General features: G+C 64.5%; 21 protein-coding genes and 1 pseudogene. 10 read left to right on the top strand and 12 right to left on the bottom strand.

Annotation, left to right across the window (positions count from 1 at the left end; genetic code table 11):
* Positions 1–57: 57 nt before the first annotated feature.
* On the bottom strand, positions 58–207 hold the full coding sequence (locus HB777_06045) for a hypothetical protein (GenBank protein QND63510.1): 150 nt from the start codon (positions 205–207) through the stop codon (positions 58–60).
* Between the two features lie 514 nt (positions 208–721).
* On the opposite strand from HB777_06045, the gene HB777_06040 reads away from it, so the two are divergent.
* Genes HB777_06040 through HB777_06030 form a run of 3 tightly spaced genes read left to right on the top strand, consistent with a single transcriptional unit; the run spans position 722 to position 4,302 of the window.
* Positions 722–1,873 carry a sulfite oxidase gene (locus HB777_06040; protein ID QND63509.1) on the top strand — a complete coding sequence of 384 codons (1,152 nt, stop codon included), beginning with the start codon at positions 722–724 and terminating at the stop codon, positions 1,871–1,873.
* A 29-nt stretch (positions 1,874–1,902) separates the two neighbouring features.
* Positions 1,903–2,433 carry a FecR domain-containing protein gene (locus HB777_06035; protein ID QND63508.1) on the top strand — a complete coding sequence of 177 codons (531 nt, stop codon included), beginning with the start codon at positions 1,903–1,905 and terminating at the stop codon, positions 2,431–2,433.
* A 6-nt stretch (positions 2,434–2,439) separates the two neighbouring features.
* Positions 2,440–4,302 carry an adenylate/guanylate cyclase domain-containing protein gene (locus HB777_06030; GenBank protein QND63507.1) on the top strand — a complete coding sequence of 621 codons (1,863 nt, stop codon included), beginning with the start codon at positions 2,440–2,442 and terminating at the stop codon, positions 4,300–4,302.
* A gap of 43 nt (positions 4,303–4,345) precedes the next feature.
* Here the strand turns inward: HB777_06030 and HB777_06025 are convergent, their stop codons facing one another.
* Positions 4,346–4,495 (bottom strand): hypothetical protein, encoded by a 150-nt coding sequence (locus tag HB777_06025; protein ID QND63506.1) that lies wholly within the window; start codon positions 4,493–4,495, stop codon positions 4,346–4,348.
* Between the two features lie 18 nt (positions 4,496–4,513).
* Entirely contained in the window at positions 4,514–4,837 is a 324-nt protein-coding gene (locus HB777_06020; protein QND63505.1) for a DUF2934 domain-containing protein, read from the bottom strand.
* 713 nt (positions 4,838–5,550) lie between these two features.
* Here HB777_06020 and HB777_06015 point away from each other — a divergent pair.
* From HB777_06015 to HB777_06005, 3 genes are read left to right on the top strand one after another with little or no spacing between them, the layout of a single operon-like run.
* Positions 5,551–9,675 (top strand): non-ribosomal peptide synthetase, encoded by a 4,125-nt coding sequence (locus HB777_06015; protein QND63504.1) that lies wholly within the window; start codon positions 5,551–5,553, stop codon positions 9,673–9,675.
* Positions 9,676–9,701: 26 nt separating this feature from the next.
* Positions 9,702–10,121: a GNAT family N-acetyltransferase gene (locus tag HB777_06010; GenBank protein ID QND68677.1), complete on the top strand. Its 420-nt coding sequence runs from the start codon at positions 9,702–9,704 to the stop codon at positions 10,119–10,121.
* 47 nt (positions 10,122–10,168) lie between these two features.
* The gene (locus tag HB777_06005; GenBank protein ID QND63503.1) at positions 10,169–10,774 is read left to right on the top strand and encodes a 4'-phosphopantetheinyl transferase superfamily protein; all 606 of its coding nucleotides are present in this window, start codon (positions 10,169–10,171) and stop codon (positions 10,772–10,774) included.
* Positions 10,775–10,848: 74 nt separating this feature from the next.
* Here the strand turns inward: HB777_06005 and HB777_06000 are convergent, their stop codons facing one another.
* The 3 genes from HB777_06000 to HB777_05990 all read right to left on the bottom strand — a co-directional run bounded on the left by HB777_06000 (position 10,849) and on the right by HB777_05990 (position 13,778).
* Positions 10,849–11,157, bottom strand: a complete 309-nt coding sequence (locus HB777_06000; protein ID QND63502.1) for a hypothetical protein — start codon at positions 11,155–11,157, stop codon at positions 10,849–10,851.
* A 266-nt stretch (positions 11,158–11,423) separates the two neighbouring features.
* Entirely contained in the window at positions 11,424–12,419 is a 996-nt protein-coding gene (locus HB777_05995) for a helix-turn-helix domain-containing protein (GenBank protein ID QND63501.1), read from the bottom strand.
* 246 nt (positions 12,420–12,665) lie between these two features.
* Entirely contained in the window at positions 12,666–13,778 is a 1,113-nt protein-coding gene (locus tag HB777_05990) for a KamA family radical SAM protein (GenBank protein ID QND63500.1), read from the bottom strand.
* 207 nt (positions 13,779–13,985) lie between these two features.
* Between HB777_05990 and HB777_05985 the strand changes: the two genes are divergently transcribed.
* On the top strand, positions 13,986–15,647 hold the full coding sequence (locus HB777_05985) for an AMP-binding protein (protein QND63499.1): 1,662 nt from the start codon (positions 13,986–13,988) through the stop codon (positions 15,645–15,647).
* Between the two features lie 106 nt (positions 15,648–15,753).
* A complete protein-coding gene (locus HB777_05980; GenBank protein QND63498.1) occupies positions 15,754–16,728 on the top strand; it encodes a nucleoside hydrolase in 975 nt (324 codons plus the stop codon).
* 45 nt (positions 16,729–16,773) lie between these two features.
* Here HB777_05980 and HB777_05975 read toward each other — a convergent pair whose 3' ends face one another.
* On the bottom strand, positions 16,774–17,070 hold the full coding sequence (locus tag HB777_05975) for a hypothetical protein (GenBank protein ID QND63497.1): 297 nt from the start codon (positions 17,068–17,070) through the stop codon (positions 16,774–16,776).
* 295 nt (positions 17,071–17,365) lie between these two features.
* Here HB777_05975 and HB777_05970 point away from each other — a divergent pair, with 295 nt between their 5' ends.
* Positions 17,366–18,259: a hypothetical protein gene (locus HB777_05970; protein QND63496.1), complete on the top strand. Its 894-nt coding sequence runs from the start codon at positions 17,366–17,368 to the stop codon at positions 18,257–18,259.
* 27 nt (positions 18,260–18,286) lie between these two features.
* Here HB777_05970 and HB777_05965 read toward each other — a convergent pair.
* The 4 genes and pseudogenes from HB777_05965 to HB777_05950 all read right to left on the bottom strand — a co-directional run bounded on the left by HB777_05965 (position 18,287) and on the right by HB777_05950 (position 20,758).
* Positions 18,287–18,484: pseudogene (locus tag HB777_05965) on the bottom strand (NmrA family protein).
* Positions 18,485–18,852: 368 nt separating this feature from the next.
* The gene (locus tag HB777_05960; protein QND63495.1) at positions 18,853–19,065 is read right to left on the bottom strand and encodes a 4-oxalocrotonate tautomerase family protein; all 213 of its coding nucleotides are present in this window, start codon (positions 19,063–19,065) and stop codon (positions 18,853–18,855) included.
* Between the two features lie 30 nt (positions 19,066–19,095).
* Complete coding sequence (locus tag HB777_05955) at positions 19,096–19,989, bottom strand: SDR family oxidoreductase (GenBank protein ID QND63494.1); 894 nt, start codon at positions 19,987–19,989, stop codon at positions 19,096–19,098.
* Positions 19,990–19,999: 10 nt separating this feature from the next.
* Entirely contained in the window at positions 20,000–20,758 is a 759-nt protein-coding gene (locus tag HB777_05950; protein QND63493.1) for an SDR family oxidoreductase, read from the bottom strand.
* A gap of 103 nt (positions 20,759–20,861) precedes the next feature.
* Between HB777_05950 and HB777_05945 the strand changes: the two genes are divergently transcribed.
* Positions 20,862–21,755: a LysR family transcriptional regulator gene (locus HB777_05945; GenBank protein ID QND63492.1), complete on the top strand. Its 894-nt coding sequence runs from the start codon at positions 20,862–20,864 to the stop codon at positions 21,753–21,755.
* 22 nt (positions 21,756–21,777) lie between these two features.
* Here HB777_05945 and HB777_05940 read toward each other — a convergent pair whose 3' ends face one another.
* Positions 21,778–23,076 carry an HlyD family type I secretion periplasmic adaptor subunit gene (locus tag HB777_05940; protein QND63491.1) on the bottom strand — a complete coding sequence of 433 codons (1,299 nt, stop codon included), beginning with the start codon at positions 23,074–23,076 and terminating at the stop codon, positions 21,778–21,780.
* Positions 23,077–23,080 lie beyond the last annotated feature (4 nt).

The raw sequence follows: 23,080 nt of genomic DNA, 5'->3' as shown, positions 1-23,080 counted from the left end.
GGAGGACTGCTCCGTTTGTTTCGCAGATGAATAGTGGCTAACGGCGCCTTCCACCCCTCAATGCCGCTTGAAATACTGCACCTCCCGCTCATGTTTCTCTGCCGCCTCGCGGGTATCGAACGTCCCCAGGTTCCGCCGCTTGCCGGTCTTTTCGTCCTTCTTGCGCGAATAAAGCCGGTATTTTCCGCCTTTCAATTTCCGGATCATCTCGTTCTCCCTGGCTGATCAGGATTTCCGCTTGGTCTTGAGGTTGCGCGCTTGCTCGGTGGCCGCGCGGCTGCCCGGCCTGTCGATCAGCGCCTGTGCCTCGTCGCCCGCCGGCCGCCAGCGCCTCGACCTCCAGCACGTCGGAACTCGCCACCCGGCGATCCCGGCTTAGACCGGCTCGGCCCCTCCGCTCTTGTGTGCCCCACCGAAGGCCCGGCCGGCCCGTTGCGATCTGAGCAGCAATGGCACGACAGGAAATCGGTCTGGAATGCCACAAAATTGTCATGTCCCGTCCAAGTTGTGGACACGTCCTTTTCAAAGGCGCACTCTTGGGTTGCGAAACGCATGCCAGAGTTTCGCCCAACACTTCACATGCTTGAGGTGCGTCGGTGATTGTCTGACCTATCCGGATACTTCCGGCTGGGCATGATTTTCATCGTGGCGCCTATCCGTGATCAGGCTTCGGCCTAACGCACGTTGCAGCCTGTTCCGGATCAACTGGGAGGTAACCAACATGCATAGCATTCAACGCAGAGAACTTCTTGTCCAAGGAAGCGCGGCTCTTGTCGCAATCGCTGCTCTTTCGCGTCGCGCTTACGCCTTTCCAACACAGGCGGGCGAGGAAATTGTTCCGTGGCTGGATCAGCCGACCGAAAACCCCAATCCGGAAGGTATCAAGACGCAGCTTGTTTGGGAGGATCTGGATAGCTGGATAACGCCAAACGACAAGTTCTTCAGCATCTCGCATTTCAATCGACCGACGATCGACGACAAGACATGGTCCATGGAGATCGAGGGCCTGGTCAAGAAGCCCCTGAAGCTGACGCTCGCCGACATCAGGGCGCGGCCGCGCCAGGAGGTGGTTTTCACGGTGGAATGCTCGGGCAACCACGGGTTTCCCTTTTTCACCGGCGGCATCGGCAATGCCAAATGGGCAGGGACGCCGCTGGCGCCGATCCTCGAGGAAGCCGGCGTTTTGAAAGAGGGCATCGAGGTCGTCTTTTTCGGGACTGACGAAAGCGAGGTCGCAATACGCGACGTGAAGATGAAGCAGAATTTCGCGCGCAGCATGTCGCTCGCCGACGCGATGAATCCCGACAATCTTCTCTGCTATGAAATGAACGGCGCCGCCTTGCCGGCGGCCAACGGTTCCCCGCTGCGGCTTATTGCTCCGGGCTGGTACGGGATCGCCAACGTCAAGTGGCTGAAGCGCATCGAGGTTCGCGACACCCGCTTCATGAGCCTTCTGATGGCCCGCGACTATGTCACCATCCGGGAGGAAGACCACAATGGCGAGACCGTATGGGCCGAGACCTCGGTGGGCCGGGCGCTGCTGAAGTCGGCACCCGCGAAGGTCACCAAGAAAGGCTCGGACTACGCCATCGTCGGCGCGGCCTGGGGGGCACCTATCGACCGGGTCGAAGTGCAAATCGATCAAGCGCCCTGGGCCCCGGCGACCATCGACCACAGCGAGGAGGCCGAACACGCCTGGAAAATCTGGTCCCTGCCCTGGGCAAACCCCTCGCCGGGAGAACACACGGTGACCTCGCGCGCGGTCAGCACCACGGGACAGGTTCAGCCAGCAATGGACGATCCCTTGATCGCCAAGAAGCACACATACTGGGAGAGCAATGGCCAGGTGACGCGGCACGTCAAGATCGTTTGAGAAGAGCCGGGAAACCCAAGGAGGCGTTGATGAGCGCAAGAGGTCGATTTTTCCGTAGCCTTGTGGCTGGCCTGTTTGCCGGTGTCTTCTGGATGGATGCCGCGCTGGCACAGGACGCTGGGTGTACGTTCAAGCCGGTGGCCGGCACGTCCCGACAGATTCTGAAATGTCGGGAAGGCATTACCATCATTGTGGAAGGTGGCGCTCGTTTTACGCTGTTGGACCGCGATCGAAACGGCAAGGTCGATACGGTCAGGTTGCGGCGCAAGGCGCTGCTGCTCGATGCTCCAGCCGGCTCGGTCCCGGGTGGCTTCGCGGTTGTCACCCCGCAGGCGATCGCCGCGGCGCGAGGCACCAAATGGGCAGTCGACGTTGGCCAGGGCAAGACGTCCGTGTTCGTCCTCAGAGGTCGCGTCGCCGTAAACCGGCCGGCGTCCAATGCCGGCGTGGTGCTGGCGCCGGGCCAAGGCGTCGACGTCGGGCCCGGCACAGAACCACTGACCGTCAAGCGCTGGCCCGCCAAGCGTGTTTCCGCATTGCTGGCCCGTTTCGGCCAGTGAACTGCAGTGGGCAGGCGAGCGCTTCCGACGCTGATCGCGCTCATTCTGGCGGGTCTTTGGGGCGCCGGCCTGGGCTTCGCGCACTGGCGTGGTCATTTGTGGTTTCTCGATCGCGTCGAAGCAACGATGACCGATCTTCGAACGCTTGTTCGAGGAACGGCAAAGCCACCGGAGCTGATGACCATTGTCGCGATAGACGACGACGCGGTGCGGCAGGAGGGCGCATATCCCCTCAGCCGCGCCACGCTTGCCCGGCTTGTCGATACGATAGCGCGGCTTGGACCGAAAGCCATTGCGCTCGACCTGCTGCTGGTCGATCCCGGGGCAAAAGACAATGATGAGGCGCTCGCGCGTTCGCTGAGCGGGGGTGCAAGCGTAGTCGCAGCCGCGGCGGTCTACCCCGGAGGCAAGCAATGGACGGTGGGCGAAGGACCCATCGCCGGCGTGCCGAATGCCGAGCGGTTCCTGTGGCCCCTGAAAGCGTTCTCGGATGTCGCGGCTGTCGGCGTCGTGAACGTGGCCACCGACAAGACGGGAACGCCCCGCTTCGTGCCGTTGCTGTTTCGGGCCGGAGATCGGCTGGAAGCATCTTTCCCCTTGCGTGTTGCCGCCATGGCAGCGGGAGAGGATCCGGAAATCGCAGCCGATCATCTATCCCTGGGCGGACGGTCCATTCGGACAGACATTGGTCACATCCTGCCCCTGACATTCTACGGTCCCCGCGGCACGATCCGCACGATCAGCGCGGCGACCGTGCTGGACGGCCAATTCGATCCCGGCACGATCCGGGATCGAATTGTTGTGATCGGAGCAACGGCAACCGGCACCGGCGATGTTTTCCCGACACCGTTCGATCCCATACTGCCGGGCGTCGAAGTCATATCGACGGCGATTGCCCATCTGATGGCCGGCGACGCAATTGTGCGAGACCAGCATGTTCGGCTTGCGGATGCCGGCTTTGCGGTGGTGCTGCCGATGATTCTTGTCGGGCTGTTGGCATGGCGGCGAAACGCCGGCGGCCTCGCGGCGATCGCCGGCGTGATCCTGATCTGGTTCGTGGTCAACATGACCGCTTTCTCGCACCACATCTGGCTGAGCGCCGCGTTGCCGATGACCGCCGCCGTTCCGCCGGCTATCTTGTACGGGGCCATGCAGCTTTGGCTGGGCAGGAGCCGGGCCCAATTTTTCGCAACGCAGAGCCAATTGCTTCAACGCGTTGAAGCCCCAGGCATGGGGGAGTGGCTGGCCAAGCATGGCGACTTCCTCTCGGACCCCGTCCGGGTAGACGCCGCCATCCTGTTCATCGACCTGTCCGGCTTCACCGGACTGAGTGAATCCTTGGGACCGGTCGCCACACGTGAGCTCCTGAACGGTTTTCATGCGTTGGTCGGCGAAGAAGTGACGAGCTGCGGTGGCGTCGTCACGAATTTCATGGGTGACGGAGCCATGATCCTGTTCGGCCTGCCGGAACCAGCGACAAATGACGCCTTCAATGCCGCCCGCTGTTGTGTAGGGCTCTCCAGCCGCACCAACGATTGGCTCGGCTCGTTGCCTGCATCGACTGCATCCCGGCTCGGCTTCAAGATTGGAGCCCACCACGGAACAATCGTAGCCTCTCGGCTCGGCAGCGAAGGCCGTCAGCACATCGCAGCCATAGGTGACACAGTCAACGTTGCCAGTCGCTTGATGGAGATCGCGGCCGACCAGAACGCTGAAGTCGCGGTGAGTGACATAATGCTCGATGCCGCCGGCCGCGAGTGCGCGTTGCTCCAATCCGGTACCCTAAAAGGGCCCGTGGAGACACAAATCCGTGGGCGATCCGGCTCGCTCGCAATCTGGCTTTGGCAGAGTGCACGGACGCTGCAGTAGAGGGTTGCCACCGACTTGCCTGCCCAGTGAACAGCGGCGCCCCTCAATGCCGCTTGAAATACTGCACCTCCCGCTCATGCTTCTCCGCCGCCTCGCGCGTATCGAACGTGCCCAGGTTGCGCCGCTTGCCGGTCGTCTCGTCCTTCTTGCGTGAATAGAGGCGGTATTTTCCGCCTTTCAGTTTCCGGATCATCTCGCTCTCCCAGGCTGATCAGGATTTCCGCTTGGCCTTGAGGCTGCGGGCGGCTTGCTCGACCGCGGCGCGGTCATTACCCAGGCGGTCGATCAGCGCCTGCGCCTCGTCGCCCGATATGCCGGTGCGCACCGCCAGCGCCTCGACCGCCAGCACGTCGGAGCTGGCGATCTCGCCGGTTTCCGGCAGCGCATCATCCGCCGTCATCGGCAGCGCTGCCTCGCGGTCGATCTCGGCCTCGGCCTGGTGCCAGTGCCGCTCGGGGTCGCCATGAAGGCCGCCTTCGCGTTGCCAGATCTCGTATGCGCGCTGCTGGATTTTTTCGTGCCGTTCGTCGCTCATGTCACGTCCTCCGTTGCGTCAGGGATGAACGCCGCGCCGATCCGAACGATCCAAAAAATTTGCGTGATCGTCGGGCGAAGGCCCGCACGAAGGTTGGCGCCCTACGGCGCCCCCCTCTGGCCTGCCGGCCATCTCCCCCACTTGTGGGGAGATTGGCAGCTTCGGCGCCGGCGTTTTTCTTGCAACGTTGAAAAATTGGCGAAAGCGGATGTATCGGCCAATCTCCCTCCTTGTGGGGGAGATGCCCGGCAGGGCAGAGGGGGGCGCCGTGGAGCTCGACGGCGGAGGCTTCGCCCTCCTCCCAAGGGCCAACAAGGGGAGAGCGGCGCAAATCCGGGTTAGCGGGTTGGGGCGCCGGCGCGTTGGTTGACGAAGCATAGAACGCAAAAACCCGCCTGTGCGGGCGGGTCACTGGCGCAGATCAACACCATGGACGGGCATGTAGCATAGCTGCCCTCACGGTGTCAAGAATAAATTCCTATCGAAAAGCCGGCGGAACAAAGCTGCCGACACCGCCGGACTGGCCGGCGTCAGGCCTTGTGTTGACCTGAGTTCGCAGCCCTCAGGCGCAGGGTAGGAACCGCGCCCAGACACACTCCAGAAACAATATTCAACAGTTCGGAAAAACTGGCGAAAAGATCGGATGGCATAACCGCCCCGCAACGGCCGGGAAAATGGCCGTGCCGGGTGATTCCCGGCCAGGACGGGAAAGTATGGAAATGGATCACGGTCTCGATATCGCCGCACTGGACATGGACCGATCGGGCATTGAACCCGAAGGCGGCATGGCAAGCGTCGATGCGCTGGCGAAAATCGCTCGCGGCTCGGCAAAGGCCGCGCACCCGCAAATCCTGACGGGCGCTGACTTTGCCCGGCAAGGCTTGCCCGGCGAGCGGCTCGATACGGTGTTCGAACAACTCGCGCAGACTTTTGCCGCCTTGCCGGCGGTGATCTCGGATGGGCGTGTCTGGACCTATCAGGAGCTGGACAGCCGCGCCAACCAATTCGCCCGCCTGCTGGTCAAGCGCGGCGTGCGGCCGGGCGACCGCGTCGGGCTCATCCTCGACCGCTCGGCGGAGACCTATGTTGCGCTTCTGGCCGTGATGAAGGCGGGCGCCGCCTTCGTGCCGCTGGCCACCGCGTTTCCCGAGGAGCGCATGACGCTCATCATCGAAGACGCCGGCGTCAGCCTGATCGTCACCATCGCCACCTACGCGTCGCGCGCCGGCCAACTGCCGGTTCCGCATCTGCTCATCGACAGCGCGGCTACCGAAATCTCCAAACAGTCCGACGCGCCGCTGAAGCCGCATGCCAAGACCGCTTCCGCCGACGACACCTGCTACATCCTCTACACCTCGGGCACCACGGGCAAGCCCAAGGGCGTGGTCATCAAGCACCAGAGTTTCGTCAACTTCATCCACGTCGCCGCCGCCTCCTACGGCTACCGGCCGGGCGATCGCGTCTACCAGGGCATGACCATCGCCTTCGACTTTTCCTCCGAAGAGATCTGGGTGCCGTTCGTCGCTGGCGCGACGGTGGTGCCAGCACCTGGCCAGATGCCGCTGGTGGGCGAGGAGCTGGCCGATTTCCTGCGGCTCCACGACATCACCTGCATCGCCTGCAGCCCGACGCTGCTGTCGTCGATGACATCCGATGTGCCCAGCCTGCGCACGCTTTTGGTCGGCGGCGAGGCCTGCCCGCACAATCTGGTGGTGCGCTGGTCGAAGCCGGGGCGGCAGATCCTCAACACCTACGGCCCGACCGAAGCGACCGTCACCGCGACCATGGGCGCGCTGACGCCGGACAGCCCGGTCACCATCGGCGCGCCGCTGCCGACCTACTCCATCGTCATTCTCGACGCTTCGCTGCCGCAGCTTGCCGAGCCGGGCGAGCTGGGCGAGATCGGCATCGCCGGCATCGGGCTGGCGGTCGGCTATCTCAACAGGCCGGACCTGACCGAGCAGAAATTCATCGCCGATTTCGTCGGCCTGCCGAACAACCCGTCGAAGCGCATCTACCGCACGGGCGACCTTGGCCGGATCAACGACCAGGGCGAGATTGAGTATGCCGGCCGCATCGACACCCAGGTGAAGATCCGCGGCTACCGCATCGAGCTCGGCGAGATCGAGGCGGTGCTGCTCGACCAGCCCGAGATCGCGCAGGCCGCAGTCACCACCTGGGAGATCGAGCCCGGCCGCGTCGAACTCGTCGCCTATTACGCGCCGAAGGCCGACCAGCCGGCAATTTCGCGCGCGGAACTCGCCAAGACGATGAAGCGGCGCCTGCCCGATTACATGGTGCCCTCCTATCTGGAGGAGCTGCCGGCCATCCCGATGACGGTTTCCAACAAGGTGGATTTGCGCCAGTTGCCGAAGCCGACAAGTGTGCGGCTCTCAGTCGATCGCGCCATGGTCGCGCCCGGCAATGACGACGAGCGTTTCCTGGCCGAGGCATTGGCGACGGTGCTGAAATTCGACGAGGTGTCCGTTGAGGACAATTTCTTCGACGATCTCGGCGCCAACTCGCTGCTGATGGCGCATTTCTGCGCGCGCGTGCGCACCCGGAAGGAATGGGCGACGGCGTCGATGCGCGACATCTATCTCCATCCGACCGTGGCGCGCCTCGCGCTCCATCTGGGCGTGGCGGACGAGATGACCATGGCCACCAACGAGCCCGTCCTCACCCGCCGGGCCTCGAACTTTGCCTACTGGACCTGCGGCGCGGCACAGCTGCTGTTCTACGCGCTCTACAGCTATGGCGCCCTGTGGGCGGTCAATGGCGGCCTCAACTGGATGTATGACGCGCTCGACGATCCGCTGCAGCTGTATTTGCGCTGCGTGGGGCTTTCGGCCGCCGTGTTCTTCGGCATGTCGGGCTTTGCCGTCATCGCCAAATGGGTGCTCATCGGCCGCTGGAAGGCCGAGGCGTTTCCCATCTGGGGCGTGCGCTACTTCCGCTTCTGGGTGGTCAAGACATTGATCCGCACCGCGCCCGTCGTGCTGTTCCGCGGCAGCCCGCTCTACAGCTTCTACCTGCAGCTTCTGGGCACCAGGCTCGGCAAGAACGCCGTCATCGAATCGAAATCCGTACCCGTCTGCACGGATCTCATCTCGATCGGCGCCAACACCATCCTGCGCAAGGAATCGATGATCCTCGGCTTCAGGGCGCAGTCCGGCTATATCCACACCGGACCGCTGACCATCGGCCGCGATGCCTTTGTCGGCGTCGGCTCCACGCTCGACATCGACACCAGCATCGGCGACGGCGCCCAGCTTGGCCATTCGTCCTCGCTGCACCGCGGCCAAAGCATCCCCGACGGCGAACGCTGGCATGGATCGCCGGCCGTGCCGACCAAGGCGGATTATTGCAAGGTGCGCAATGTCGATCCTTCCAACATCCGGCGCTTCCTCTTCGAAGCGGTTCAGCTGATCGGCCTGTTTGCCATCGTCACCCCGTTGCCGCTGCTGTTTCACAGCTACTGGGAAAACGTCGGCGACGACTATCAGGAGACGATCGGCATCGTCGCGATCGGCACCACGGTCACGCTGTTCGGCTACATCGCCGTGGCCTTCCTGGCGGCGACGCTGGTGCCGCGCCTGACAAACCTGATCCTGAAGCCAGGCCGCACCTACACACTCTACGGCTTCCGCTACTGGCTGCAGACGGTCGCCGAGTTCTCGAGCAACTCCCGCGTGCTCGGTCTCCTGTTCGGCGACAGCTCGGCCATCGTGCACTATATCAGCGCCATCGGCTGGAACCTCAACAAGGTGGTGCAGACCGGTTCCAATTTCGGCTCCAACCAGCAGCACGAAAACCCGCTTCTGTGCGAGATCGGCACCGAGACCATGGTGTCGGACGGGCTGTTCATGATCAACATGCACAAATCCGCCTCCGCCTTCCGGCTCGAACAGACACGCATCGGCGAGCGCAACTATCTCGGCAACAACATCTACTATCCGCCGGACGGGCGCACAGGCGACAACGTCCTGCTCGGCACCAAGGTGATGATCCCCATCGACGGGCCGCTACGTGAGAATGTCGGGCTCTTGGGTTCGCCCGCCTTTGAAATCCCGCGCATGGTGAACCGCGACAAGGAACTCATCGCGGGCGTCGATGAGGACGACCGGCGCCGGCGCATCCCGCACAAGAACCGCCACAATCTGGTGACGATCCTGCTGTTCATGGCAACGCAATGGGTCATGCTGTTCGCCACGCTGGCGATCTGGGACCGGGCGCTGAACTACTATACCGAATGGGCCGAGGTTGCGCTGTTCGTCGCCGTGCTCCTGACCTCGGCGATCACCATTCCGTTCTACATCCTGGTCGAGCGGGCCAGCCTTGGTTTCGGCAGGCTGAAGCCGCAGATGACGACCATCTACGACGTCGCCTTCTGGCGCCACGAACGCCACTGGAAGCTGGCGGATTCGCCGATCGTGCGGCTGTTCGCCGGCACGCCGTTCCGGCCGATGATCCTGCGCCTGCTCGGCGTCAAGGTCGGCAGCCGTGTCTATGACGGCGGCAGCAACCTCACCGAACGCTCGCTGGTGGAGATCGGCGACGACGCCACCCTCAATGAGGGTTGCGTCATCCAGGCCCATTCGTTGGAAGAAGGCGCGTTCAAGTCCGACTTCATCCGCATCGGCAAGGGCTGCACGCTCGGACCTTCAGCCTTTGTCCATTACGGCGTCGTGATGGGCGAAGGCTCGGTGGTCGATGTCGACTCCTTCGTGATGAAGGGCGAAGAGCTGGAGCCCAACTCGATCTGGCGGGGCAACCCGGCCAAGCTGCATCGCTTCGTCGAGCCGATCACCGACGACGGCTCCAAGGCATCGACTTGAAGACCGCGGACATCCGTCTCGTTTCGGTGACTGGGGCCAACCGCGCCCTGGTCGCGGCCCTGGAGCTCGCCCCGGAACAGATGGATTTCGTCGCCAGCAATGCGGAGTCGCTGGAAGAAGCCGAAACCGACGAAGACGCGCGGCCGCGCGTCGTGATGGCCGGGACCCGCGTCGTCGGCTTCCTGATGTACGATGCGTCGGAGGACGAGGCTCTGGTCTACCGCTTCATGATCGACCGCGCCCACCAGGGCAAAGGCTACGGCAAGGCCGCGTTGCGTGCCTTGCTCGACGAGATCGGAAATCTCACGCATGTGCGCGAGGTTTCGATCTGCTACGAGCCCGGGAATGAGGCCGCGCGCCACCTCTATCGCGCCGCCGGCTTCGTGGAACAAGGCATCGACGAGGACGGAGAAATGATCGCCGTCCTGCCGATGGTCGATCGTTGACGCCGCCCGCTGCGAATTCATCGGCGGAAACGACCCTGCTGGAGGCGATGGCCGCGATCGCGCCGAGCGGTGTCCGCGTCGGATGCCGCCTGATCCGCGAAGGCGATGAAGCCCATCTGTTGCCCGCGGAAGCCTATTCCATCGCTGCGCGCCAGCCGGCCATGCGGCGCGCAAGCGGCGCCGCGCGCTCGATCGCGCGCGGGCTGCTGGCGGATATCGGCATCAACGATTTCGCCCTCCTGCGCACGCCATCCGGCCCACCTGCCTGGCCCGAGGGCATAATTGGTTCACTCGCTCATGACGACGACATGGCGGTAGTGGCGGTTACGCCCGTTGGCCACATCAGCTCGCTGGGCATCGACGTCGAGCCCGCGCAGCCTCTGCCGGAGGACGTCTTTGCACTCGTTGCAACGCCTGCGGACCGGACGGACGCGACCGACCGGCATCTCGCCGGCCGCATCCTCTTCGCCGCCAAGGAAGCGGTCTACAAGGCTGTCTATCCGCTTGATCGCGAGGTGCTGGGCTATGAGGACATCACCGTCGACCTGAACGCGGGCCACGCGACGACGAAGACAGGTCGCAAGGCCCGCCTCGCCTACTGCGTCGCCCCGCGTGTCGTCGTATTGGCGTTTGTCGAGAGGCAGGCGCGGTAGCACCCTACTCGCCATCCAGCCCGCGAATGCGCCGGATTTCGGCCTCCGGCCGGATTGTCACAGCAGGAATTCGCCTACAGACAGGTCTTCTTGCCGCAGACCGCGATGCAGATCGCCGGGTTCGAGCAGGTGTAGGTTTTCTTGGAATTGGCCCCGGATGAAGATCCGCTGCTGGAAGCGGCGAGCTGCCCGGAGGCGCGTTTTTTGGTCAGATCCAGCGCCTTCATGTCGCGGTTGTTCGCGCTTATCTTGCCGCATATCTCGCTGCCGCAAACCGCCTTGCAGATCGCCGGGTTCCAGCATTTGTAGGCCGCAAGCACCTGTGTCGGGAGAATGACGCAGAACATCGAGATGCCGAGAAATATTGTCTTCGCCGCACGCATTCTTTGTCTCCAGGGGCCAATTGTGCCGATGTCACGGAGGTCTGGCCGCTGCGCCCCCGTGCATGCCGATGCACCCGCCAGCGACTACATTTCAAGATTTATGTGGACCTGCCGCGCAAATGTGGCGGCAGGTGCAAGGAATGTGGCCGCACGTGCAAGATCGACGTCGGCGGTGGCGCGCAAAAACGCCGGACGGCACTTTGCATACCTGCTGACCGCAGATGGCTTGCATATTGAACCACCTGCGTTTCGGCGTATGCCAACGCCTATCGCAGCTCGCGGATCCAGTGCCACATGCTGTGGTTCCCGCCACGCTCAACGAGCAGCCCACGCCCCTCCGCGGCAAGCGCTCGCATCTCGCGCGGCGTCATGTCGAAGGAGCGCCGGAAGGCGCGGACAAAACTCTTTCGGTGGCCGAAGCCGTAGCGACCGGCGATCCCGGCGATGCTTTCGTGCCGGCGGCTGGGATCGGCAAGTTCGGCGCGGCAGCGGCGCAGCCTTTCCTCCTGGATGTATCTGGAAAGCCCGCCATGGGGCTCGAAGAGATAATAGAGCTTGCGCAGGGAGATCCCGAAGATGGCGGCAATTGCGCAGGCGCTGAGATCGTGGCCGAGGATATGCTTGTCGATATGGCGGCGGATTTCGCTGGTCAGCGCCATCTGCACGGAACCGGCGTTTTCCTCCGCTACGGCTGAATTGATGGCGGCGGCGGCGAGTTCCAGGGTCGGCCTGATCACGGCCTCTGCATCCTGGCGGCTGATGGCGGACGCTGCCTCGTAGAGGCCGATCAGATGGCCGCGCAACAGCGCCGTCAAAGGGGCGCTGCCCGCGATGACGCGCATATTGTGCTCGTCGGGCGCCCGCAAAAGTGGCGCCAGCAGACGGCGTGGTACGGTTAGATTGAGGCTGTCGAAATCGGAAGTCCCGGTCGATTGGGCCTGCGCCAGGTCGGCCACGATCAGATCGCCCGACGAAGCCTTTTCGTCAGATCCGCCGTCACGCCGTCCATGGCTTCCGCGCAGGCAGACCTGGAGCGTGATATGGTCAAGACCGTCGCGTCCGATGCGGGCGCGCGAGCGATCGAAACTCTGCGCGATGCATTTGTACGAGGTGAGAACGATCTCGCCGAAATGAAACGCATCCGCATGGAACTGAAACCGGTCGTCGCTAGCGTTGCGCAAGCGCACATCATAGAGGAGACCGATGCTTTCTTGCCAGAGCGCCACCGCTTCCCTGGGCACCAGGCCCCCCGTGTCGAGCACGCAACGCTGGATCCCGGTGGCCGCAAGCGGGCTCCGCGACACCATTTCTTGATTGCTGCCCCCTGCCGCCATTCGCCACGATCCTGAATCCGCGAACCGCTCAACATATGCATTTATGCCGAGGCGCGACAACAGCGAGCTTGCACCCGGCAACCACCGGTCTTCGGCACCGGTCTTCGGATAACCACCGATCTCAGAAACGACCGCGCCGGAGTTGGCAGATCCGGCATGCGCGTCGGCGTGGGCCTACGCCCCGACGACCTCCGCATACCCTCTCACCTCGCCGTCGAGCCCGCGCAATCGCCAGTTCCCGTCCTCGCGCGCCTCGACATAGCAAGGCCCGATCGGCACCTTGCCGCCGCCTTCCGGCAGGTCGAGCACATAGACCGGGTTGCAGATGCCCGACAGCCGCGCGCGCAGCGCTTCAGTCAGGGCCTGTCCTTGCGCAATCGTCGTGCGCCGGTGCGCCATGCCGCGCGCGAGATCGCCGTGGTGGAGGTAGTAGGGTTTGACGCCGAGGCGGTACATCAGCTCGCGGCACAACTCCTCCAGCACCTCGACGCTGTCGTTGACGCCCTTGAGCAGAACGCTCTGGTTGAGCAGCACGAAGCCGGCTTGCCGCAGCGTGCGGCAGGCTATCTCAGTCGCGGGTGTGATCTCGCGCGGGTGGTTGAAATGGGTGACGACGGTGACCATCAGCCGCCCTTGCAAAGCGGCGACCAGCCCCGGCGTGATACGCGACGGCAGTGCCACCGGCACGCGGGTGTGGATGCGTAAGAGCCGCACATGCGCGATCGCCTCGATGCGCGCGAAGATTTCGGCCAGTGCCTTGTCCGGCAGCGACAGCGGATCGCCGCCGGTCAGGATCACCTCGCGGATCTCGGGGTGGTCGGCGATATAGGCCAGCGCCGGCTCCAGCGCCTCGCGCGTGTAGCCGCGGCCGATCGAGGTCAGCGATTCCTTGCGGAAGCAGAACCGGCAATAGACCGCGCATTGATAGGTCGGGAACAGCAGCACCCGGTCGGCATGGCGATGTGTCAATCGCGGCACCGGGCTGAAATCATGGTCGGCGATCGGATCGTCGAGCTCCCCCTCCATCTCCTCCAGTTCCTCAGGCGACGGAATGACCTGCGCCCGGATCGGATCGGCCGGGTCGTTCCAGTCGATTAGGTCGAGATAGGCTTTGGGAACGCGCACCTTGTGGTTCGCCGCCGCGGCTTGCGCCGCAGCGCGCTCGGCGGGCGACAGCGGCAGGGAGGCGAGATCGCGGACGTGGCGGACGCCGGCGCGGACTTCGGTCTGCCAGGCGGTATCAGGGTCGGCGGCGGGTGCATCGTGGAGGTTGGTGTCTGAGGTCATCGGAGTTTCTCGGGCGGGTATATTTGGGCCGGACCTATCCGCTGGATGACAGACTAGGTCAACCACGCAGATTGTCAGCGCCGCGATCCGTCTCGCGCCCCCCTCTGCCCCACCAACTTTCGCCGCATCGACCACGCCAACAATTTCGGGCAAGCTCTCACAGACAGCGCCGCATGGGGAGATGCGGCGCCGCCAGGGAGGACTGTCATGACCAACACACCGGCGCCGCTGCCGCGCTACACCGATGCCGTTGCGCGCTTTCGCCTCTCGGATGAGATCGCAAGACTTCAGGGCGATCCCGCGACGGGCATCAACGCCTGCATCGAATGCTGCGATCGCCACACCGGGCAAAACCGGCTGGCGCTGCGCGCCATCTCCACCGGTGGCGAGCTGCGGGAGTTCAGCTTCGACGACCTCAAGGAGATGTCCGCGCGGGTCGCCAATGTACTGAAAGCGGCAGGCGTCGGCCCCGGTGATGTCGTCGCCGGCATGCTGCCGCGCATTCCCGAACTGGTGGCGCTCATCCTCGGCACCTGGCGCATCGGCGCGGTCTACCAGCCGCTGTTCACCGCTTTTGGCCCGAAGGCCATCGACCACCGGCTGAAGACCAGCGGCGCGAAGCTGGTCGTCACCAACACAGCCAATCGTGGCAAGCTCGACGAGGTGGAAGATTGCCCTCTGGTTGCGACGATCCTTGCCCCCGGCGAAGCCTTGCCGGAAGGCGACATCGATTTCCGCGCCGCTTTTGGCGCCGCCTCGCCCGAATGCCAGCCGGTGATGCGCAAGGGCGACGATTTGTTTATGATGATGTCGACCTCGGGCACGACCGGTTTCCCGAAGGGCGTGCCGGTGCCTCTCAGCGCGCTGATGGCCTTCGGCGCCTATATGCGCGATGCCATCGGGCTGCGACCCGACGACGTCTTCTGGAACATCGCCGATCCCGGCTGGGCCTACGGCCTCTACTACGCCATCACAGGCCCCCTGCTGCTTGGCATCGCCACGACCTTCAACGAGGGCGCCTTCACCGCCAGGAGCACCTACGACATCATCGAGCGCCTCGGCGTCACCAGCCTCGCCGGTTCGCCCACCGCCTTCCGCCTGCTGCTGGCCGAAGGCGCGGAGGCAGCCGCCCACGTCAAGGGCCGCCTGCGCGTGGTGAGCAGCGCCGGCGAGCCGCTCAACCCGGAAGTGATCCGCTGGTTCGACGCCCATCTCGCCGCCCCCATCCATGACCACTACGGCCAGACCGAGAACGGCATGATGGTCAACAACCATCACGGCCTGTCGCATCCCGTGCGCCACGGCTCGGCCGGCTTTGCCATGCCGGGCTACCGCATCGTCGTGCTCGACGAGGCCGGCCACGAGCTTGGCCCCAACCAGCCCGGCATCCTCGCCGTCGACATCGCCAACTCGCCGCTGCGCTGGTTCGGCGGCTATCACCAGACGGAGACGCCTGCCATAGCAGGCGGCTATTACCGCACCGGCGACACGGTCGAGTTCGAGCCCGATGGTTCGATCTCCTTCATCGGCCGCGCCGACGACGTCATCACCTCCGCTGGATACCGCATCGGCCCTTTCGACGTCGAAAGCGCGCTGATCGAGCATCCGGCGGTCAACGAGGCAGCGGTGGTCGGTGTGCCCGACCCGCAGCGCACCGAAATCGTCAAGGCCTTCGTCATCCTGGCGCCTTCGTACAGCGGCAGCCCGGAACTGGCCGAGGAACTGGCGCAGCATGTCCGCAAGCGCCTCTCGGCCCACGCCTATCCGCGCGAGGTCGAGTTCGTCAGCGAGTTGCCGAAGACACCGAGCGGCAAGATCCAGCGGTTCCTGCTGAGGAAGGCCGAGGTGGAGAAGCGGAAGAAGGGGTAAGCAGGGACCCAAGTGGCTCTGGATCGGTCGATGACCGCAACCTTGACGGCGCGGGTACGGCAGTCTCTTGTTCCAACAGATTCGGCCGACAAGGGAGGCTGCCACCATGGAAAAGATCATCCTGGACTGCGACCCTGGACATGATGACGCCATCGCCATCCTGCTGGCGGCAGGCAACCCGAACATCGATCTCCTAGGCATCACCACGGTTTCGGGCAACCACAATGTCGAGAACACCACGCGCAATGCGCTTTCGGTATGCACCGCCTATGGCATCAAGGTGCCGGTGGCGAAAGGCTCTCCGGGCCCGCTCCTCATCGACCAGGTGCTGGCCATCGAGATCCACGGCGAAACCGGGCTCGACGGCCCCGTGCTGCCGCCCGCCTCGTTCGAGATCGACAAGCGCCATGCCGTCGACTTCATCATCGACACCGTCATGGCGCAGGAGCCGAAGACGGTCACCCTGGTGCCGGTCGGTCCCTACACCAACATCGCGCTTGCCGTGCGCAAGGATCCTCGCATCGTCGAGCGGGTGAAGCGGGTCGTCGCGATGGGCGGGAGCTATACAAGGGGCAACATCACGCCCGGGGCGGAGTTCAATGTCTACGGCGATCCGGAAGCCGCGGACGTCGTGTTCCGGGCCAACTGGGACGTCACCATGGTGGGTCTCGACCTCACCCATCAGGCGCTCGCCACCAAAGAGCTTCAGGACCGGGTGCGCGCCGTCGGCGGCCCGATGGCCAAGTTCATCCTCGATATCTGGGAGTTCATTGCGACCACGCATGGCGGCCTGCTGCAGATCGAGTATCCCGCCGTCCATGACGCATGCTGCGTCGCGGCCATGATCGACCCGACCGTCTTCACCACCGAGAAGGCCGATATCCGCGTCGAGCTTGCCGGCCGGTGGACCAAGGGCATGACGGTCTGCAATTTCGAGAAGATGGGCGGCATGCACCATTTCGGCGGCACGGCGAGCGAGCAGACCGACTTCCGCCACACGGTGGCGATGAAGCTCGACCATCGGAAGTTCTGTGACCTGATCGTCGACGCGCTGGAGCGTCTGACCAGCCAGAAGGCGTGAGTCAAGCCGCATCCCTATGACCTGGTCGCTTCGTAAGCCATCCCTTCAATGCGCCACGCCATCCGAAGCGTGGAGCAGCCTCCAGGTCAAACCAACGCGACCGTGGAACTGTGAAACAAAATGTTCGGCGGCCATAGTCTCGAGGCCGTCATCGACGAGCGCCTCGATGCTTCGTCGCATCAAGGCAAGCTGCATCTGCCTGGCGTGCTCCAGGTCTGCCTCTCGCATGATTGCCGTGACGTGGTAGGCGACGACGGGCTGGCCGAGGCAAGATAGCAGCGCGTTGGCCTCGGCTGTCACTGCCGTCACTGCGTCTTCGATCTTCATTCTGGCGCTCCTCATCAAAAATGATGCTGGCGCCTCCCCGCAAGGCGACGGTGGTCCGTCGCTTCTTTTTTAAGTTCAGACTGCCGCGCACGACCGAAAGCGGCACGCCAAGCTGACAATTGCTGTCTTCCAGGTCCCCTCGAGCAGCCTCGTTCGGCCCAAAAACACTATCCGCCAAATTTGATTCAAAGGCGACCGGATAGTTAATCGATGGTTAATGGGCCGATTGCATCCCTTACGGTCACTGCCGCGCAATTGCCGCAAAGCTGCCTGATGGCTCCCGGCTTGTGGATCGCCACGGGGGTATGTCATGCGGCTGGTCTGGACCATCATCTTCGCACTCATGACCGGTGCGGTTTTCGCGGCCTCGCCGGAGGACGACTATATCGCCGCACGCGACAAGGCGATTTCCGCCATCGCGGCACTGGCAAGCGCTAACGAACCCGTGGAAACGCTCGATGCCGCCGGGGCGAAGGCCCTGGCCGATCTCGAAGGGCGTCTGTCCACCATTCTCGGCCCCTTGTCGGTCGCCGATTTCCCGGCAAACGGCACGATCAATCTCGGAAGCCTGAGCGATGCCGATATCGGATTCGGCATGCTCGACGGTTTGCGATACGCCAAAAGTGATGACGGCCCGAGCCTCGTGGCAACGACGCGGGGGCTGCTCGAGCGCTGGCTCCAATCCAGGGCAGCCGAACTCGACGAAAACTTCAGACTGCCCGCCGACATCGATGCGGCGCTGAAGCTCGATGCTTTCTACACCCAGGCGATCAACAGCGACGCCGCGTTCACGGGGACGCTCGACTTGCCCCTGAAGAAGCCCGAAGGCGCCGACATCGCCTTTGCGCGGCTCGGCGGCTGGGCGCAGGACATAGGGCCGAACCCCGACCAGCAGGTCATCGTCACCATCGTCAAGGGCAACAGCGTCATGATCGCCTCGGCGCCCGCGGCAGCGCCTATACCCAAGATCGCGGCCTGCGACGCCGTGTGGGCCTCGGCGGACGCCGCCGCCCAGAAATTCCAGGAGGCCTACCAGGCCTCGGACCTCAAGGACGAAACGGCGTACGATGCCGCCAACGTCGCCTGGGAAAAAGGTGACGCCGACTACCGCGCCTGCATGGGCCAGCACCTGCCGAACGAGCCGGTCTTCCCGGCGCTTCTCGCCCAGACCCAGGCGCTTGCCGATCACATGGCCGGCAAGTAGGCCGCCCCCGGCGGGCACCATGCCTCCTCAGCCCCGCCGCTGTTGGCGCTCGGCGTCCGCCATCGCCACATACGCGCTCTCGATGGTCTCGAAAGCCAGCTCCGGATAGAGCGTACCCGCTTCCGGGGTGGCCGTCTCCAGCGCGGTCTCGCCGCGTATCCAGAAGGCCCGCAGCAAGCCGAGCGAGGGGCCCGACGCGATCATCGCCTGTAGCTCCGCCGCGCTCTGAGGAAAGCCCGCCTGGATGACAAGGCAACGCAGGCCGCTGATCCTGGTGTCCTGACACCTCGTGGGTCGAGGAAGCCAAGCCTTGCAGCGCAGCCCCCCACCCCGCTGCTTCGCAGCGACCCTCCCCACAAGGGGGAGGGTGAGGAAGCGCCCCACCCATGCGACTTTTGTGAGACACAGAAAAGCTGGGCGCCCCACCTCCCCCTTGTGGGGAGGTCGGACCGAAGGTCCGGGTGGGGGTGCTTGCGCAGGCTTTGCAGGACCTGGTTCCCTCCCCCTGCAGACCGGAGACCCAAAGGACGAGCGAGACAGGTGGACAGCGTGGACGTTGGCGCCCGCGGCGACCAGTCGTGCGCAGCGGGGCACTACGCCTTCGCGCGATAGGCGTCCGGCACAACGAACACTTCGTCGGCCCGGCCGTAGCCGCCATCGGCGACTTCCTCCACCAGCACCATCGTGGTGGGGCGCGCGACCTCGCCGAAAAAGTCGACGAACATGGCTGTGGTCCGGTGGATGAGGTCTTCTTTTTGCGCCTTGGAGAGTGCGGCCTGCGGTACCTTTATGTTGGCGAATGGCATGATCGTTTTCCTTCCGTTTGAGGTTGCATTTCAGGCTTTGGGATGGAGCAGGTCGGCAAGGCCGATCCGTTCCAGGAGTTGCGCGCGCATGCGGTCGGCAACGCCGTTGACGATCGCGGCGCCATCGTCGGACGGGTCGATGTGGACGCGCAGCGGTCGGTTTCCCCAAGGCATTGCCACAAGATCGACGATGGCCACCGCGATATCGGCCGGATCGGCATCCGCCGGCTCCAGTGCCGCCAGCCCTTTCAGCGCCTGCTGATCGGCGCCGGCATAGGGGCCGGACCAGTAGAGGTCGGCGCGCTCGGCGTCGGCAGGCTTCGCGGCATTGTGGAAATGCTCGGTGCCCTTGGTGAAGGCGCCCGGTACGACGATCGTCGTCTCGATGCCGAAGCGGGCGAGTTCCAGCGCATAGCTCTGCGCCAGCGCATCCATGCCGGCCTTGGCCGCGAAATAGGGCGCCAGGAACGGTGGCGTGCCGCCGCGCGTGCTGCTCGAGCCGACCCAGATCATCTGCCCGCGGCCGAGCGAGCGCATGTGTGGCAAGGCCGCACGGTTGACGCGCTGCGTGCCGACGACGTTGACGTCATAGAGCTGCGCCAGTTGCTCGGGCAAGAACGCCTCGGTCGGTCCGAACCCCATATGCCCGGCATTGTGGATGAGCACGTCGAGCTGGCCGGCCTCGCTGAGGATCTGCCGGACCGCCGCCTCGGCCGAAGCGTCCGAGGTCACGTCGAGCGCGATCGGCTTGAGCGCCAGGCCCTCGTCGCTCGCGAACTTTTCCATCTCGGCTGCCGCCACGCCGCCGCGCGCCAAGGGATCGCGCATCGAGGCGTAGACCGTGTGGCCCGCTCTCGCCAAGGCGCGAGCGGTCATCGCGCCGAAGCCGCTGGAAGCGCCGGTGATCAAAATTGTCTTTTGCATGATTATCTCCTCAGACCACGCCGCCATTGGCGCGGATGATTTGTCCGTTGACCCAGAAGCTGTCCGGCCCGGCCAGGAATGAGACCACACCGGCAATGTCGTCGGGTTGGCCAAGCCGGCCGAGCGGGATCATCTTGCCGATGGCCTCGATCTGCGCCTCGCTCTTGCCGTCGGTGAACAGGGCGGTCTCGATCGGTCCGGGCGCCACCGCGTTGACGGTGACACGGCGCGCGCCAAGCTCCTTGGCCAGGATGTGGGTCATCGCCTCGACGCCCGCCTTGGTGGCGGCGTAGACGCCGTAGCCCGGCTGGTAGAGGCCGACGACGCTGCTGGAAAAATTGACGATGCGGCCGCCGTCGCGAAGGCGCTTTGCACCTTCCCGCATGCCGCGGAACACGCCGCCGAGGTTGATCGCGATCTGCGTGTCGAACGAAGCATCGTCGGTCTGCGCGATCGGCGACGTCTTCATGATGCCGGCATTGTTGACGAGGATGTCGATGCCGCCGAACGCCTTTTCGCCGGCGTCGAAAAGTGCCGCGAGGCCGGCCGGATCGGCGATATCGGCCTGAACGGCGATCGCCTTGCCGCCGCCGGTCTCGATGCTGCGCACAAGCTCTTCAGCCTCCGCGCGGCCCCGTGCATAGTTGACGACGACGGCGACGCCGTCGCGGGCGAGCCGCTGTGCGATGGCGGCGCCGATGCCCTTGGAGGCGCCGGTCACGATCGCCGTTCTGGTTTGGCCACCCGTACTTGTTTGATTGGATGTCATGGAAGTCTCTCCGTGTTGTTGGTGACACGGATATAGGCCAAGCCGAATTCCGGATAATCAGCCGCCTATTGACATCACTATTCGGAAACTGCGAACAAAGAGCATGGATCGGCTGGACACGATGCGGCTCTTTGTTCGCGTTCTGGAGCGGCGCAGCTTCACCGCTGCCGCGGCCGATCTCGGCCTGCCGCGTTCAACCGCGACGGAAGCGATCCGGCGTCTGGAAGAGCATCTCGGCGCGCGGCTTCTGGAACGAACGACGCGGCAGGTGAACGCCACGCAGGACGGCGAAGCCTACTATCGGCGCTGCCTGTCGATCCTGGCCGAGATAGAGGATGCCGAGGCCGCCTTCCGCAACGCCGAGCCTTTCGGCCTGCTGCGCATCGACGCCAGCACGCTGCTCACCCGCACCTTCCTTTTGCCGCGCCTGCCGCAATTCCTCGCCCGCTATGTCAGGATCGACCTGCAGATCGGCCAGAGCGACCGGCTGGTCGATCTCGTGCGCGAGGGCGTCGACTGCGTCATCCGCGTCGGCGAGCCGCCCGACAGCGGCATGATCATGCGCCGCCTGGCTGTCATCCGCGAGATGACCTGCGCCAGCCCTGGCTATCTCGAGCGCCACGGCACGCCCGCCTCCCCCGATGCGCTCGACGGACACCAGGCGGTGGGCTTCGTATCGTCGCGCACCGGCGAGACCCTTCCGTTCGAATTCACCGTCGCCGGCAAGACCGTTGAGGTCAGGCTGCCGGGGCGCGTGGCGGCCAACAATTCCGACACCGCCGCCGATCTGGCGCGGCTCGGCCTCGGCCTCATCCAGGCGCCGCGCTATCGCTTTGAGAAGGATCTGGCCGATGGGACGCTCATCGAGGTGCTGGCCGATTACCCGCCCTCGCCGACACCGCTGTCGGCGCTTTACCCGCAGAACAGGCAGCTCTCGCCGCGCCTTCGCGTCTTCCTCGACTGGGCGTCGCGCATCTTCGCCGAGGCTAACCTTTAGACCGACGCCGACAACCGTGCCCTCATTCCCTGAAGGCGCGGCTGATCTGATCCTGCAGCGGCTTGACGAGGTAGGAGATAACGGTCCGGTCGGCGGTCTTGATGAAGGATTCGACCGGCATGCCCGGAACCAGCTTGACCTCACCGAGGCGCGCTACCTCGGAGGTCGTGGTCGAGATGCGGACGGTGTAGTAGCTGATGCCGGTGCGCTGGTCGGTCGTCGTGTCCGGCGAGGTGCGCTCGACCGTACCGTTGATTTGCGGCGTGGTGCGCTGATTGAAGGCCGAGAAGCGCAGTGCCGCCGCCTGGCCGACCCAGAGCTGGTCGATGTCGCTCGGCGCGATCTTGGCCTCGACCGTCAGGCTATCGCTGTCCGGGACGATCTGCATGATCGTCTGGCCAGGGGTGATGACGCCACCGATGGTGTGGGCGATGGACTGCTGCACGACGCCGTCCTGCGGCGCGCGGATGTCGATCCGCTTGAGTTGGTCCTCGGCGGCGATCTTGCGTTCCGTCAGTTCGCCGACCTTGCTGTCGATCTCGCGCAAATCCTTGTTGACGTCGGTGCTGAGCTCGAGGTCGATCTGGATTATCTGCAAATTGATCTCGGCGATCTTGCCCTGGGCCTGCGCCAGGGCCGCCGTCAATTGGCCGCGCTCGCCGTCGAGCCGCGCCGACTCGCGCTCCATCGCGGTCAGCCGGTCGATCGAAATCAGCCGCTTTTTCCACAGCGCGCGTATGCTGGCGAGTTCCTCCTCGACAAGCTTGATTTCCTGCGACTTGGCGTCCGCCTGGGCCGTGTCGCCGCCGATCTCCTTCTGCAGCTGGAGGATGCGCTCCTGCAGCTGGCTCTTCTGACCGGAACGAGCCGCCCGCCGCGTCTCGAAAACCTGCTCCTCGCCGGCAATGATCTCGGCGATCGCCGGATCGCCGCGGCGGTCGAGAATATCCTGCGGGAAGGCAATGGCGTCGGCCCCCTGGCGTTCGGCTTCGAGGCGCGCCTCGCGCGCCGACAGCTGGTCGAGGGCCTTGGTGACGACGGCGAGATTGGCTGCCGGCATGGTCGGGTCGAGGCGCACAAGCAGCGCGCCGCGCTTGACGCGGTCGCCGTCACGCGCGGCGATCTCGCCGACGATGCCGCCGGTCGAATGCTGCACATCCTTGACGTGGGAATCGACGACGAGAACCCCCGACGCGATGACCGCTCCCGAAATCCGGGTCAGCGAGGCCCAGCCGCCGACGCCGCCGACCAGCAGCGCGACCGCAATGAGGCCGAAGCGCATGTAGCCTCGAATGGATTGGTGGGAGGAACTGAGCATCATGGAT

The organism is Mesorhizobium loti, assembly GCA_014189435.1.
Lineage (GTDB): Bacteria > Pseudomonadota > Alphaproteobacteria > Rhizobiales > Rhizobiaceae > Mesorhizobium > Mesorhizobium loti_G.
The sequence above is the reverse complement of the archived record's forward strand: the minus strand, read 5'-3'. Positions and strand labels throughout refer to the sequence as shown.